The 14,662-nt window shown below is 60.3% G+C and carries 13 protein-coding genes, 1 tRNA gene and 1 riboswitch; of the genes, 5 read left to right on the plus strand and 9 right to left on the minus strand.

Going from position 1 to position 14,662, the window contains the following annotated elements; genetic code table 11:
* Positions 1 to 59: 59 nt before the first annotated feature.
* Entirely contained in the window at positions 60 to 2,066 is a 2,007-nt protein-coding gene (locus AC13RM_RS26330) for a methyl-accepting chemotaxis protein (RefSeq protein WP_285175404.1), read from the plus strand.
* Positions 2,067 to 2,095: 29 nt separating this feature from the next.
* Here the strand turns inward: AC13RM_RS26330 and AC13RM_RS26335 are convergent, their stop codons facing one another.
* Together AC13RM_RS26335 and AC13RM_RS26340 are read right to left on the minus strand one after the other, a co-directional pair.
* The gene (locus tag AC13RM_RS26335) at positions 2,096 to 2,671 is read right to left on the minus strand and encodes an acyltransferase (protein WP_113229375.1); all 576 of its coding nucleotides are present in this window, start codon (positions 2,669 to 2,671) and stop codon (positions 2,096 to 2,098) included.
* Between the two features lie 118 nt (positions 2,672 to 2,789).
* Positions 2,790 to 4,016, minus strand: coding sequence for an MFS transporter (locus tag AC13RM_RS26340; RefSeq protein ID WP_285175405.1), 1,227 nt, complete (start codon positions 4,014 to 4,016; stop codon positions 2,790 to 2,792).
* 100 nt (positions 4,017 to 4,116) lie between these two features.
* On the opposite strand from AC13RM_RS26340, the gene AC13RM_RS26345 reads away from it, so the two are divergent.
* Positions 4,117 to 5,025, plus strand: coding sequence for a LysR family transcriptional regulator (locus AC13RM_RS26345; RefSeq protein ID WP_488555850.1), 909 nt, complete (start codon positions 4,117 to 4,119; stop codon positions 5,023 to 5,025).
* A gap of 222 nt (positions 5,026 to 5,247) precedes the next feature.
* The gene (locus AC13RM_RS26350; protein WP_374821919.1) at positions 5,248 to 6,252 is read left to right on the plus strand and encodes a hypothetical protein; all 1,005 of its coding nucleotides are present in this window, start codon (positions 5,248 to 5,250) and stop codon (positions 6,250 to 6,252) included.
* Between the two features lie 35 nt (positions 6,253 to 6,287).
* On the opposite strand, the gene AC13RM_RS26355 is transcribed toward AC13RM_RS26350, so the two are convergent.
* From AC13RM_RS26355 to AC13RM_RS26365, 3 genes are all read right to left on the minus strand, one after another.
* A tRNA-Gly gene (locus AC13RM_RS26355) sits at positions 6,288 to 6,361 on the minus strand.
* 58 nt (positions 6,362 to 6,419) lie between these two features.
* Positions 6,420 to 7,511 (minus strand): 2'-deoxycytidine 5'-triphosphate deaminase, encoded by a 1,092-nt coding sequence (locus AC13RM_RS26360; RefSeq protein ID WP_095436164.1) that lies wholly within the window; start codon positions 7,509 to 7,511, stop codon positions 6,420 to 6,422.
* A 25-nt stretch (positions 7,512 to 7,536) separates the two neighbouring features.
* Positions 7,537 to 8,034 carry a hypothetical protein gene (locus tag AC13RM_RS26365; RefSeq protein ID WP_374821923.1) on the minus strand — a complete coding sequence of 166 codons (498 nt, stop codon included), beginning with the start codon at positions 8,032 to 8,034 and terminating at the stop codon, positions 7,537 to 7,539.
* A gap of 92 nt (positions 8,035 to 8,126) precedes the next feature.
* A riboswitch (SAM riboswitch) is annotated at positions 8,127 to 8,205 on the plus strand.
* Between the two features lie 44 nt (positions 8,206 to 8,249).
* On the opposite strand from AC13RM_RS26365, the gene AC13RM_RS26370 reads away from it, so the two are divergent.
* Positions 8,250 to 9,437 (plus strand): O-succinylhomoserine sulfhydrylase, encoded by a 1,188-nt coding sequence (locus tag AC13RM_RS26370; protein ID WP_075855294.1) that lies wholly within the window; start codon positions 8,250 to 8,252, stop codon positions 9,435 to 9,437.
* A 64-nt stretch (positions 9,438 to 9,501) separates the two neighbouring features.
* Here the strand turns inward: AC13RM_RS26370 and AC13RM_RS26375 are convergent, their stop codons facing one another.
* Positions 9,502 to 10,215 (minus strand): DNA helicase, encoded by a 714-nt coding sequence (locus AC13RM_RS26375; RefSeq protein ID WP_374821926.1) that lies wholly within the window; start codon positions 10,213 to 10,215, stop codon positions 9,502 to 9,504.
* Positions 10,216 to 10,827: 612 nt separating this feature from the next.
* Here AC13RM_RS26375 and apaG point away from each other — a divergent pair.
* Entirely contained in the window at positions 10,828 to 11,220 is a 393-nt protein-coding gene (apaG, locus tag AC13RM_RS26380; protein ID WP_374821929.1) for a Co2+/Mg2+ efflux protein ApaG, read from the plus strand.
* A 6-nt stretch (positions 11,221 to 11,226) separates the two neighbouring features.
* Here the strand turns inward: apaG and AC13RM_RS26385 are convergent, their stop codons facing one another.
* From AC13RM_RS26385 to AC13RM_RS26395, 3 genes are all read right to left on the minus strand, one after another.
* Entirely contained in the window at positions 11,227 to 12,216 is a 990-nt protein-coding gene (locus AC13RM_RS26385) for an Hsp33 family molecular chaperone (protein ID WP_488555851.1), read from the minus strand.
* A gap of 158 nt (positions 12,217 to 12,374) precedes the next feature.
* Positions 12,375 to 13,292, minus strand: coding sequence for an ornithine carbamoyltransferase (gene argF / locus AC13RM_RS26390; protein ID WP_285175410.1), 918 nt, complete (start codon positions 13,290 to 13,292; stop codon positions 12,375 to 12,377).
* A 74-nt stretch (positions 13,293 to 13,366) separates the two neighbouring features.
* On the minus strand, positions 13,367 to 14,566 hold the full coding sequence (locus tag AC13RM_RS26395; protein ID WP_374821932.1) for an aspartate aminotransferase family protein: 1,200 nt from the start codon (positions 14,564 to 14,566) through the stop codon (positions 13,367 to 13,369).
* Positions 14,567 to 14,662 lie beyond the last annotated feature (96 nt).

Below are 14,662 nucleotides of genomic sequence, written 5' to 3' on the forward strand. Positions count from 1 at the left end.
CGAACGAGCGGGTTCTCGGCCTCATTGTGATAAAGCACGGCATTCGCAGGCGGACCGCCATGTTCAGGAACCTGAAAATCAAAACCAAGATACTTGCCGTGATCCTGTTTCTCGGCATCATTTCCTTTGTCGGTCTGCTGCTGATCGCCAGCGAATTCCACAAGGCGGATCGGGCCTACAGCGACTTCCTCGATCATGAGGCCATCGCGGCGAGCGAAGCTGCGCGCGCGAGTGCTGCCTCTCTCGCCTCCGTGCTGCAAGCAAGCCTGATACTGAATTTCGATCCCGCCAGCGATGCTTTCAAAGCAGTTGCGGCGGGCAGCAGCTATTTCGGCGAAGCCAAGCAAAGACTGGTCCATGCGGAAAATCTCGTTCCCACGGCAAAACAATCGATCGATGAAATTCTTGCTCGTCTCGACGAAGTGCAAGGGCTTACCGACAAGACCATCGACCAGCGCAAGAATGGCGACCTGAAGGGCGCCGAAGCGACCCTGATCCTGGTCAACCAAAAACTGCCCAGCCTCATTGCCAGCATACAGGCCAACGACGAAGCGCTGACAAACCGGATGAATGACGGCGCCGACACCTTGTCGGTTCACCTCAACCGTTCCGTCAACTCCATGCTCTTCGCTCTCGGCGGCCTCGTCGTGCTCGCCATCCTCCTCGGCATGTATGTCGCGCAGATGGGCATCGCCGCGCCGCTGATGCGGCTGCATCAGCGCATGACGACACTCGCGCATGGTGATACGGCAAGCGAGATCGAAGGCCGCGAGCGCCGTGACGAGATCGGACAGATGGCATCCGCCGTCGCGGTATTCCGTGACAATGCCGTCGAGCGATCTCGCCTAGAAACCCAGGCCGAGGCGGATCGCATCCTCAGCGACAGCGAGCGGGCACAGCGCGAAACGAGGCAGGCGGCCGAGGCGGCACAGCTCCAGCAAGCTGTTGAGGCTGTTGGCGACGGCTTGAAGCGCCTTGCGGAAGGCGATCTCGTTACGCAGATCGACGTCCAGTTCGTCGCGCATCTCGACCAGTTGCGGCAGGATTTCAACAACTCGCTTAGCAGGCTCAACGGAGCCATGCAGGCTGTCGGCTCCAATGCCCGCGCCATCAGCGCCGGTGCGGAGGAAATTCGCTCGGCGGCTGACGAGCTTTCCAAACGCACCGAACAGCAGTCGGCTTCCGTCGAGGAAACCGCCGCCGCGCTGGAGCAGATCACCATCACCGTCAAGGACGCCGCCAAGCGCACGCAGGAGGCAAGCCAGCTTGCCGCCCATACACGCAACGACGCGGAGCGCTCCGGCGAGATCGTCCGCAATGCGATCGGCGCCATGCAGCAGATCGAGAAATCGTCAGGGGAGATCAGCAATATCATTGGCGTCATCGACGATATCGCCTTTCAGACCAATCTTCTCGCATTGAATGCCGGTGTCGAAGCCGCCCGCGCCGGCGAGGCAGGCAAGGGCTTTGCCGTCGTTGCCCAGGAAGTACGCGAGCTTGCGCAGCGCTCCGCCGACGCTGCCAAGGAAATCAAGGACCTCATCAGCACTTCCGAAAGGCATGTGCGCACCGGCGTCGGCCTGGTCAGCGAAACCGGCAAGGCGCTCGATGCCATCGTCTCGGGGGTGCAGGAAATCAGCCGGCATGTGCATGCGATCGCCGAGGCTTCCCGCGAGCAGTCGGCTGGCCTGCAGGAGATCAATACGGCCGTCAACACCATGGATCACGGCACGCAGCAGAATGCCGCCATGGTCGAGGAGAGCACGGCGGCGAGCCATAGCCTTGCGACCGAAGCGGCCTCCCTGTCCAATCTTCTTGCTCAGTTTCGCACGGATGGTAGCGATGCCATGCGCATCTCGACGAAACCTGCCGCCAGCTCAGCGCCGAGGCCGGCGCCTCGACCGACAGCCCCGCCGGCTGCAACTCCGCGCATCCGGGCCGTTGATGATGCCAAGGTGCGACCGGCCGCTTCCCCAGCGCGCGCCCTCGGTCAGAAGCTGCTGAGCGCCTTCGGCGCCACACAGACGGCGACAACGAACAAGGATGCGGACTGGACGGAATTCTAAGGTCCGGCCGGCGCGATCGCGGCGCCCCCCTATTTTCTCGGGAGGGCGAACAGCCCGATATTGCCGGACCTGTTGCCTTCGGCTTCTCCGCGCCGTTTCAATAGCCTTGCCGGAGCGCCGACATAGATGCCGTAGGGCTTGGTCCGGCCCTTGACGACGGCATTGGCGCCGATGACGCATCCCTTGGCGACGTGGGCGCCGCCGAGAATCTTGGCGCCTGCTCCGATCCAGACATCGTCTTCGATGACGATGGGCTTCTTCGTCACGCCCTGAAGACGAATTGGGCGCGAAACATCATCAAAATTGTGATCGAAGGAAACGACCATCGCATGCGCGGCGATGCGCACATCATTGCCTATGACAATCCCGCCGCGGCCCAGCAGGATGCTGTAATCGTTGAAGGAGACATGATCGCCGATTTCGATGCTGCCTTCCTGCGCATCGATGACGACACCCTTGCGGAAATGCACTCTTTCCCCGATGCGGACGTCGCCTCGCTTCCAGATGATCCTAGTGCCGAGAGGTACTTTCGTACTACGGGCAATCTTCAGCACACCGCTCCGAAAGAGCGCTCTCAACCTGTAAAACCATGCTATTCCACGCATTCCGACGCTCCTGACAAGGAGCGGCAGTTTTTGCATGTTTGCCTGGCGCCCACCTGAATGATCTACAGATGGCGACGCGGCAGTGCATTCACAAGTGCGGTCCCGTTGCCTGCGCTGTTCAGATGCGCGCGGCAAGGCCTGTGATCAACGCAATCACGCCGAAGCCCGCGGCCCCTGCACAGACGGCAACCCAGCCGCCGAAGTCCCATGCCGTGCCAGCAAGCGCCGATCCGAGAGCGCCGCCGAGGAAGAAGATGCCGACGAACAGACCATTGATGCGCCCGCGCGCCTCAGGCTTCAGGAGATTGACGGCGCGACGACCCAGGGTCTGATCGCCGGTGACGCCGACATCGAGCAAGACCGCGCTGACGCCCAGAAGGATCAATAACGCCACCGAGTCGCCCGATCGTATTCCACCCACCCAGGCGGCCAGCGCCATGGCGGCGAGGACAATCAGATGCGAGGCCAATGTCGCCGTCCGCGTCCAGCCCCTGTCGCCCATACGGCCGAAGACAGAAGTCGCCGCAGCGCCGCCGGCACCCACAAGGGCAAACAGGGCGATGCCGGATTGGCCGAGCGAGAATGGCGGCTGCGCCAGACGCAGGGCGACGGAAGTCCAGAACAGGCTGAAGCTCGCCATCATCAAGGCTGCTGTGAAGGCACGCAGCCGCAGCACCGGTTCCTCCCGCAGGAGCCCGAAGAGCGAACCGATCAAGGCCCCATAGCTCGCGCTGACCAGAGGGCGCCGCTCAGGCAGGCGCAGGACGAGCACAGCGGCGAGCAGCGCAAGCGTCGCGGCACTCAAGGCATAGAAGCTTCTCCAGCCCCAGAAATCGGCAATCAGGCTCGCCAGCGGGCGCGAGACAAGAATGCCGACCATCGCGCCGCTCATGATATTACCGATCACCTGACCACGATGCTCGGGCGGCGCCATCGCTGCCGCGATCGGCACGAGGATCTGAATGGCAGAACAGGCCGCTCCCAGCAGGAATAGGAAGATCAGCAGGCTCCAGCCCGTCGGCGCGAAGGCGGCGGCAATAGCCATGACCAGAGCCGACAGAAGCATGCGCAGCACGAGCTGCCGGTTTTCCATGAGATCCGCCAGCGGCACCAGGAAAAACAGGCCGGCGGCATAGCCGAGCAGCGAGGCCATGGCCACCAGGCCGGCACCGCTCTCGGAAAAGCCGAGCGACGGGCCGATGATGCCGACCAGCGTCTGCGGCGCAAAGAGATTGATGACGATGACGCCGGTGGCGACGGCAAAAAGTAATGTCGAGGGTGCGGCGACAGCCTCGGATACGTCGTCCTCCCCCTCGCTCATCATACGTTCGGGATTTTGAGACATAGGCTCTCCAATAATTTTGATAATATTGATAGTCATCTTTATCCCTTTGCTGCATAATGCGGCAATTGAAATGAAATAATAATGTTTATGCGAGTTCATCATGAACATTCATGATCTGGAAGCTTTCGTCGCCGTGGTGGAGACGGGTTCGATCGTCGCCGCCTCGGCGCGCATCAATCTGACGCAGCCGGGCATCACCCGGCGCATCCAGAACCTGGAAGACAGTCTCGGCATTGCGCTGCTCGACCGGCAGTCGAAACCCCTCAAGCCGACGGCTGCGGGCCGCGAAGCCTATGAGCATGGGCGCCGTGTGCTGCGCTCGCTCGACGATCTCAAGGCCGGCGTTTCGCCCGGGGGCGCGATCGGCGGCGAATTCCGTCTGGGGATCATGCCGTATCTTTCCGAAGCGGCCTTATCCGCCCCGCTCGACGCATTGCGCAGCCAGTTTCCGCAATTGACGCTGCGCATCGTCACCGGCTGGTCGCCACAGCTGATCGAGCAGGTCGCTCACAGTCAGCTCGATGCAGCAACCGTCTGCCTGGCGGAGGGGTTGCAGCCGCCGGATAATGTCATCGGCGAAATGCTCGGAATCCATGCCGTCATTCTCGTTGCGGCGCCGTCGCTCGGCGTTCCCGCGGAGCCGAGCCTTGAAGATCTCTCCCGTTTTCCCTGGATCATGAACCAGAGCGGCTGCGGCTTTCGGGCCTTCATTCATCACCGCTTCGAAGCCGAGCGCCTGCCCTTCGATGTCGCCGTCGAGGCGATGAGCGCCGACCTGCGCATGTCGCTGGTCGCGCGCGGGCTCGGCATCGGCGTCTTGACGCCAGCGGCACTGGCGGACAGCCGCTGGCGCGATTCAGTCGAAATCGTCGAGGCACCGGATTTCAGCCCGAAAGTCGTCAACTGGCTGGTGCACCGTCCGCCGGCCGGGCGGCTGGCGCGGCCGATTGCGACCTTCGGTGAGGCATTAACGGAAACGCTGAAAGCGAAAAGGCCATTCTTGACCTGAGCCCTGCAATCAGACGCCGGACCCGTTGACCATCGCCTCAATATTGTAACCATCAGGATCGAGGATGAAGCAAGCATAGTAACGGGCAGAGTTTCATACAATGGCTATTGCGCTTGCGCCATCATCTTCAATCGAGACAGGACGCGGGGACGGAATATGATGTTCAACGGACGGTTATCCGGTTTCGCCTGTATTGTCGCCCTGGCCATGACAGCGTGGAGAGTGCCTGCACGCTCATCGGAACTCGGCATCGACCGCTCGGCGCTTTCTTCGCAGAGCGCGGCGGTTCAGGAAAAGACGCTCAAGAATATTCGAAGCCTGGGCGCCATCTGGTTTCGCGATGGACCGACCTCCGGCTCGGCGCAAGGTGTGGCGAATTTCGTGAGCGAGGTCCGGATTGCAAAACAGCAGCATCTTAAGTTTTTGATGACTGTCGTTCAGATGGACGAGGACTATGATGTCCCGCTGCAAACCCACGATCACGGCTGGAAAGCGAAGAAGCTGAGTCAGATCGATCTTGAGAAATTCACGCAGCGCTTCCAAACGCTGCTCGGTGCGCTGAAAACGGCCGGTCTCACGATCGATGCCGTCGAGTTCGGCAACGAGGATGACAGCTATTATTACGACGCGGACGTGCCGTACGACCATCCCGCCACTGCGGAGGAATTGCACACCTGGCTGCGTGGATACGGCGCATTCCTGAAAGCGGGAGCGACCATTCTGCACGAGCCCCGCTACTATCCGGATGCGAAAGTCGTCACTTTCGGCATCGCCCATGGCTGCGATCAATGCGCCGGCCCGCCCAAGCATCTCTCGAACCCGGCGAAGGTGGTCTCTATGCTGAAAAACGTCGACGGCTTCAATTATCTTGGCAATTCATCCTATGGCGTAGACGGCTATGGCACGCATATCTATGCGTCGCCGAACGACATTGCCGGATCGGTGGCACGCACAATGCACGAGGATGCTACCGCACTCGGTCCGGATAGGCCCCTGTGGCTTACTGAATGGGGATTTCTCGATCTCAAGGCATTTCCCAACAAGAAGGGCGAAACCTTGAGCCAGTGCCTCCAGGCATTTCTCGATACGCTCGATGGGCTTCGTGCCCACATTCCAATCGGGCCGATGATGTTCTATCGCTACGATACCTGGCTGTCGGACGCGTCCGGAAAACTCCTGCCTCCAGCCAAGGTGCTCGCTGCCTATACAGCGAAACAATCTCACTGAACCGGAGCAGGGACACGGAGCTGAATGGAACGAATTGGAGCGGGTGAAGGGAATCGAACCCTCGTATTCAGCTTGGGAAGCTGCTGCTCTACCATTGAGCTACACCCGCCTGCATCTTTGAGATGTCCAACAGTTGGCGGCCTCTGTCAAGGCCGGTTGGTGGGCACCTAGAGCCGGAAGTGCTTCGAGAGCTTCAGGCCCTGTGCCTGATAGTTCGAGCCGAGGCCGGAGCCGTAGAGGCTGCTCGGCTGTTCCAGCATGTGTTCGTAGATCAGTCGGCCGACGATCTGACCGTCCTCGAGGATGAAGGGCACTTCGTGGCTGCGCACTTCGAGCACGGCGCGGCTGCCGCGGCCTCCGGCCGGCGCGTGGCCGAAGCCGGGATCGAAGAAACCGGCGTAGTGGACGCGGAATTCGCCAACCAGCGGATCGAACGGCGTCATTTCGGCGGCGAAGTGCGGGGGAACATGCACCGCCTCGCGCGAAACGAGGATGTAGAATTCATCGGGATCGAGGATCAGCTCGGTGCGGCCGCGGCTATAAAGCGGCTCCCAGAAATCGAAAATATCGTGCTGGGCCTTCTTATCGACATCGACAACGGCGGTGTGGTGCTTGCCGCGATAGCCGATCAGTCCTTCCTTGTCGCCGGCAAGGTCGATCGAGAGCGCGATGCCGCCGCCGGTGATGTTCGGCTTCTTACTGGCGACAAGAGTCTCGCTCTCGTGCAGCGCCAGCAATTCGGGTTCGGTGAGCAGGGCCTGGCCGACGCGGAAGCGGATCTGCGACAGGCGCGAGCCGCGACGCACGACGATCGGGAAGGTGCGCGGGCTGATTTCGAGATAGAGCGGGCCGGAATAGCCGGCCGGGATCTTGTCGAACTCCTGCGCCCGGTCGGTGATGACACGGGTGAAGATGTCGAGCCGGCCGGTCGAGCTCTTCGGATTGGCCGATGCGGACATATCTTCCGGCAGGTCGAGGCGCTCCATCAACGGTACGATATAGACGCAGCCCGTTTCCAGCACCGCGCCTTCGGAGAGATCGACCACATGCAGCTTCAGCCGGTCGAGCTTGTCGGCGACCAGATGCGACGGACCCGGCATGAAGCTGGCGCGGACACGGAAGGCATGCGAGCCGAGCCTGAGGTCAAGGCTTGCCGGCTGGATCTGATCGACGTCCAGTTCTCTCTCGCTCGTCAGCCGCCCCGTTTCAAACAGCGCTGCGATGGCCCGGTCGGCCAGAATTCCAGTATTGCGAGCCATTTTACTTCATCCGCTTATATTCAAGTTATTTTTGTATCCATCGAGAAAATCGAGAGAAAAAGGCCGGCAAGCCGAATACCGAAAACAACGTTCCGACAATAGCCAACAACAAAGAAATCCCAATGGAATGCAGCGATTTTAGCGCTCTAAACACACCTGCGGTCACCGTCCCAAAATCATCGCTCGGTAACTTGAGAAGCGCTGGGAAATAAGTACAAGAAATGTCGGACAACCCAACGGCTGAAGGACAAATTAAACCTCTGCATTTATTTTCAACATATGGGCCAGGCCACGATCTGCAGTCCGCGTGATCTTTTTCCCATATTCTTCGCTCATCAATTCGCAACTGGACGAGTGAAACGCCTTTTGACGCAGCATATTGCTCATCAGAATACGACCATCGTCCCGCTTCGAACTCTTCGGGAAGTTTAGAGAGCAAATTCCACTGTTCTCCCCATGTCATCAAGGTGAAGAAAACCGGCACGATGGATACAATCGCTAGCTTCCAACGATTTATAGCCATTGGCCTTTATCTTCCCCACAAAATAATGGCAAACGCAGCAGTGACAAAACCAAACTCAGGGAATTGACGCAAGCCGTCAACGGCAGTATTGCAACTTATCCCGTGGTGATTTGGCCGGTCGGCTTGCAGCCACGTTAAACAAATGGCTAAAAAGACCGGGGTTGAACCGGTCTGCTTTTGCGACCGGTTTTTTTTGTTTTGAAAGTGGTGATGGCATGAGCAAGACTTGGCGCCCCGCAACCCAACTCGTACACAACGGAACGCTCCGTTCGCAATTCGGCGAGACCTCCGAAGCAATCTATCTGACCCAGGGCTTCGTCTATGACACCTCGGAAGCCGCGGAAGCCCGCTTCAAGGGCGAGACGGATGGTTTCATCTATGCCCGCTACGGCAGCCCCACCAACGACATGTTCGAAAAGCGCATGTGCGCGCTGGAAGGTGCTGAAGACGCCCGCGCCACCGCCTCCGGCATGGCTGCCGTCTCCGCCGCCATCCTCTGCCAGCTGAAGGCCGGCGATCATATCGTCGCTGCCCGCGCCCTCTTCGGCTCCTGCCGTTGGGTGGTCGAGACGCTCGCGCCGAAATATGGCATCGAATGCACGCTGGTCGACGGCCGCTTCACCGAGAACTGGGAAAAGGCCATCCGCCCAAACACCAAGGTCTTCTTCCTCGAAAGCCCGACCAACCCGACGCTGGAAGTGGTCGATATTGCCGCTGTCGCCAAACTCGCCAACCAGATCGGCGCAAAGGTCGTGGTAGACAACGTTTTCGCGACGCCGCTCTTCCAGAAGCCGCTGGAACTCGGCGCGCATATCGTCGTCTATTCCGCCACCAAGCATATCGACGGCCAGGGCCGTTCGCTCGGCGGCGTCATCCTTTCCGATAAGCAGTGGATCGACGAGAACCTGCAGGACTATTTCCGCCACACCGGCCCCGCCATGTCGCCCTTTACCGCCTGGACGCTGCTGAAGGGCATCGAGACGCTGCCGCTGCGCGTCGCGCAGCAGACGGCGAATGCCTCCAAGGTTGCCGATTTCCTCGCCGAGCAGACCAACAAGGTCGCCCGCGTGATCTATCCGGGCCGCAAGGACCATCCGCAGGCCGATATCATCGCCAAGCAGATGAGCGGCGGCTCGACGCTGGTCGCCTTCGAGCTCAAGGGCGGCAAGGAAGCGGCCTTCAAGTTGCAGAACGCACTGGAGATCGTGAAGATCTCCAACAACCTCGGCGACTCGAAGAGCCTGATCACCCATCCGGCCACCACGACGCACAAGAACCTCACCGACGAGGCCCGCGCCGAGCTCGGGATTTCGCCGGGCACCGTGCGCTTCTCCGCCGGCATCGAGGACGGCGCCGATCTGGTCGAAGATTTCGCCCGCGCGCTCGAGCAGGTTTCCGCCTGATATTGATCGAGCCGCCCGGATTTTCTCCGGGCGGCTCGATTGCCTTTAGACAATTTGCAGCTCGTCAGCTGGCAGCCTTGAACTCGACCAGGCCGTTGTTCAGGAAAACCATCTTGTCGAACAGCGTCAGATCCAGCGGATTCGGCAGGCGAATATCCGAGAGATCGGGCACTGGTTTCAGCGCCGGATCGTAGGAGCGGTCGATCTGCGAGACGAAGACGACGATCACGCCTCTGTCGCGCGCAAACGTCTTCAATATCTGAACCTGGATCATTAATTCCGGATTCTCCCGCTTCTGATCCAGCAGCTGCAGATAATCGACCACGGCCAGCGTGCCAGGCGATGCCTGAGCCAGCCTCTCGACGATGTAATCGGCGCTGATGGCATCCGAATTGTCGAACTCGAATAGACCGGCAAATTCCGCATGATCCGCGCCGATGACAGGAAAACGCTCCAAAACCACCTTTTCCGTGTCCTCCAGCGTGAAGAAGACACCGCGATTGCCAGATTTCATGGCTTCGACGGCGAGCCGCAAGCTCATCAGGGTCTTGCCGTGACCGCGCCGCGCGCCGATCAGCACCAGATCGCCCGGGCTTAAACGCGAATACAGCTCGCCGGCGGGCACGGCCGAGCTCGTTTTACTTGCAAGCAAGCTCCAGCCTTCAAAACCTTCGCCAGCCGCGACGCGATCCAGCGCGGCGTGCAAAGGGATATTCTGCTGGCGGGACAGGAGCCTCGCCTTACGCTTCAAATGATAAACAGGGGCGGAAAGCCTCATCTAAACCTCCTATTGCGAGCAATGACCGCAACCCCTCCTTATGCCAGGCGCTCAAACAGTCGGTTTGGATATCGACGGCCCCGCATGAAATATACTTTCCCAAATGGAGGGGGGAGGCACGGGCCATGCCAGAATCAGATCATAGCCGAAATCCTCCTGAGAGGGAATCAGGCGCAAGTTCCCTCAGAGGAACATAAAGGAGGAACAGGAGGTTATATGGCCGGGAGGTTTTAATAATTCCCGATCAGATGTGACGCCCGATCCCTGAAGTGCACCAGCAATGGCGGCAAGCGTATCCGCACCCCACAAGCTCTGCCTGCGACAATATGGTAGACAAGACTAAATGACGGGCGAAACGAGATACTTTGAGAAGAAAGGACTAACCTTCTTCATTGGCCGTAATAGCTGGATTTCAGAGCGATCCGCCTCCCCGAGCGAGATTTCATCACGCCGTTCCTTGACGGAATGGATTGGTTATAGGATACCGCTAGATATCCTGCGCTTTGCGGGAGCAGTGGAAAGCGGATAATATGCCGCAGACTTGAAAATGCTGAAACGACAATGGGCTTCGAGGAGCCTCCGGCGCTTCAGAGCAGTGGCAAGGTATCAGGCATGTATCGCGCCTTAACACGCGACATCGAAGTGGTTGTAGAGCCGTTTTATCTGGAGGAGCAATCCGATCCGGACGATGATCGCTATGTATGGGGGTATCGCATCGTCATTTCCAACCACTCGCAGCGCGCCGTGAAACTGGTGACGCGCTACTGGCACATCACCGATATGAACGGCATAGTGGATGAGGTGACGGGGCCAGGCGTCGTCGGCGAGCAGCCGCATCTGAAACCCGGCGATACCTATGAATATTCCTCTGGCTGCCCGCTGGACACGCCCTCAGGTATGATGTTCGGCCATTACCAGATGGAAACGGACGACGGGGAGCTCTTCCATGTCAAGATCCCCGCCTTCTCGCTGGATACGCCGAACCTGCTGCGCACGCTGAACTGAGCGGCATTACGCCGCTTCTATCTCCGACACTTCGAAGCGATAGGTGGTCGAGCAGAACTCGCAGGTCACGGCGATCTCGCCATTCTCCTGGCTGGCCTCGATCTCTTCGGCCGTGAAGCCCTTCAACACACCCTTCAGCTTGTCGCGCGAGCACGAACAGCGGTCATAGACCGCCTTCGGTTCGTAGACGCGTACGCCACGCTCGTGGAAGAGGCGATAGAGAAGCCGCTCGGTGCCGACTTGCGGATCCGTCAGCTCATCTGCATCGATGGTTTCCACCAGACTGCGCGCTTCCGCCCAGGCATCGTCTTCGGCATGATCGCGCACGCCGGTATCGCCGTCGCCGCCATGCAGGTCGGGCTGGCGCATGCGCTCGGGCGCCTCCGGCAGGAACTGCGCGATCAGGCCGCCGGCACGCCAGCGGTGACGCGGCTTGCCATTCTCGTCGCGATCGAAGAGCTCTGCAGCACCGAGGCGCACGCGCGTCGGTATCTGTTCCGACTGGCGGAAATAGGTGCCGGCGATCTCTTCGAGCGATGCGCCGTCAAGCGCGACGATGCCTTGATAGGGCTGCGTGAAACGGCCCTGATCGATGGTGAAGGCGAGGACGCCCTTGCCGAGCAGTTGTTCCGGCTCGGTCTTGCCTTCGGCGACTGCCTTTGCCAGCGCTTCTTCGTCGAAACGGGCATAGGCGCGAACATTTTCCGGCGTCGAGAAATCGGCAACCAGAAGGTCGACGGGACCGTCGCCCTTGGTCTGCACCGTGAACTTGCCTTCGAACTTCAGTGATGTGCCGAGCAGGACGGTCAGGACGATGGCCTCGGCCAGAAGGCGTGCAACCGGCATCGGATAGTCGTGCCGGGCGAGGATCGCGTCCAGCAGCGGACCAAGCTGTACGGCACGGCCGCGCACGTCGAGACCTTCCACCTGGAAGGGAACGACATGATCGTCACCGGCGAAATCGAACTGACCCAGCGTTGCGGCATTTTCGGCCATTGCTTTACTCCTGGAGCATGACGCTGAAAAGTGAGAGCGGTTTTCGGGCGCCGTCATGCTCTATTTCTTTGATTCTAGACCGGATTCAGGCCTTAGGTCGCTTCGACCTAAGGCCATCCGGCTCTAGGGCCCGCGCCTCAAGACGCGGTTTGATATCTTCAGATCGCGCCCAGGCACCAAGCAAGAATCGACTTCTGCGCATGAAGGCGGTTTTCCGCCTCATCGAAGACAACGGATTGCGGACCGTCGATCACCTCATCCGTCACCTCCTCCCCGCGATGGGCGGGCAGGCAATGCATGAACAAAGCGTCTTTGCCGGCCTGTGCCATCAAAGCCTTGTTGACCTGATAGGGCTGGAAGACGTTGTGACCGCGTGCCCGGTGCTCCTGATTCATGGAAACCCAGGTATCGGTTACCACGCAATCGGCGCCGGCGACCGCACGGTCTGCATCATGCGAGAGCATGATTTCGGCGCCCTCGTTGCGGGCCCAGTTCAGATAGTGATCCTTCGGCTCAGAACCAAGGGGTACCGCCATATTCATGCGATAGCCGAAGCGCGCGGCCCCTTCGATCAGCGAATGCAGCACGTTGTTGCCGTCGCCCGTCCAGGCGAGCGTCTTGCCCTTGATCGGGCCGCGATGCTCCTCGAACGTCATGATATCCGCCATGATCTGGCAGGGATGCGTATCGTCGGTCAGCGCATTGATGACCGGAACGGTCGCATGTTCGGCCAGCTCCAGCAGGCGCGAATGATCGGTCGTGCGGATCATGATCGCATCGACGTAGCGCGACAGCACCTTGGCCGTATCGCCGATCGTCTCGGCGCGGCCAAGCTGCATCTCCGTGCCCGAGAGGAACAGCGTCTCGCCGCCCAGCTGGCGCATGCCGACATCGAAGGAAACGCGGGTTCGGGTGGACGGCTTCTCGAAGATCATCGCCAGCATCTTGCCGGCCAGCGGCTTGTCGGCCGTGCCGGCCTTCTGCGCGTTCTTTCGCACGATCGCGTCGTCGATGATATTGCGCAGATCGGCAGCCGGAACGGCAGAGAGGTCGAGAAAGTGTTTCGGAGAAGCCATGTCCTTACCTGTACTCCAGAAAAAACAAAAACGCCCGCGAGGGGCAGGAACGCCCCCAAATGCGGGCGGTAAGCTTAAGCCGATTTTTTGACGCGGGCAGCGCGCGCACGCTCGGCGGCACGCTCCAGGCGGGCAAGACCTTCGCGTGCTTCTTCGGCGGTAACGACCAGCGGCGGCAGCAGGCGGATGACGTTATCGCCAGCCGGCACGCCAAGCAAATGCTCGGCGCGGATCGCCTGCAGCAGCTCCGCCTGCGGGATGGCCGCCTTGACACCAAGCATCAGGCCTTCGCCGCGAACGTCCTCGATGATATCCGGGAAGCGATCCTTGAGCGAGGCGAGCCCCTGGCGGAACACCAGCGCTACATCGCGCACATGCTGCAGGAAGCCTTCGGCAAGCACGATGTCGAGAACGGCGTTGCCGACTGCCATGGCAAGCGGATTGCCGCCATAAGTCGAACCGTGTGTGCCGGCTTTCATACCGGAAGCGGCTTCCGCCGTCGCAAGGCACGCACCTAGCGGGAAGCCACCGCCGATGCCCTTGGCGACCGCCATGATATCGGGCTTGATGCCGGCCCATTCGTAGGCAAAGAGCTTGCCCGTGCGGCCGACGCCACACTGTACTTCGTCGAGGATCAGCAGCAGGCCGTGCTCATCGCAGATCTCACGCAGCCCGCGCAGGAATTCGTTGGTCGCGGGACGAATGCCGCCCTCGCCCTGAACCGGCTCGATCAGGATCCCGGCCGTTGCGTCGGTAATGGCAGCACGCACGGCAGCGAGATCGCCGAACTCCACCTGATCGAAACCCGGTGCCTTCGGGCCGAAGCCTTCGATATACTTTTCCTGACCGCCAGCGGCGATCGTTGCGATGGTGCGGCCGTGGAAGGCGCCCTCGAAGGTGATGATGTGGAACTTCTCGGGATGCCCCTTGGCGAATTGATAGCGCCGCGCCGTCTTGATGGCGCATTCCAGCGCCTCGGCGCCCGAATTGGTGAAGAACACCTTGTCGGCGAAGGTCGCTTCCGTCAGCCGCTTCGACAGCTTCTCCTGACCGGGCACCTCATAGAGGTTGGACAGGTGCCAGACCTTGTCGGCCTGCGCCTTCAGCTCGGCGACGAGATGAGGATGAGCATGACCGAGCGAGTTGACCGCGACGCCGGCTGCGAAATCGAGGTAGCGTTCGCCATTTTCGGTGACCAGCCAGACGCCCTCGCCTCGCTCGAACCGTAGCGGAGCGCGCATGTAGGTGTCATAAAGCGGCGTGGTCTCGGCCATGGCCATATCTCCTGATCACAACTTTAAGGACCGATCGCTTCCATTTGATGAAACGGGTCCGAAAAAATCAAAAATGCCGCCTTGCGGCGGCCTGGG

It is taken from the genome of Martinezella sp. CNPSo 3732 (assembly GCF_057784515.1).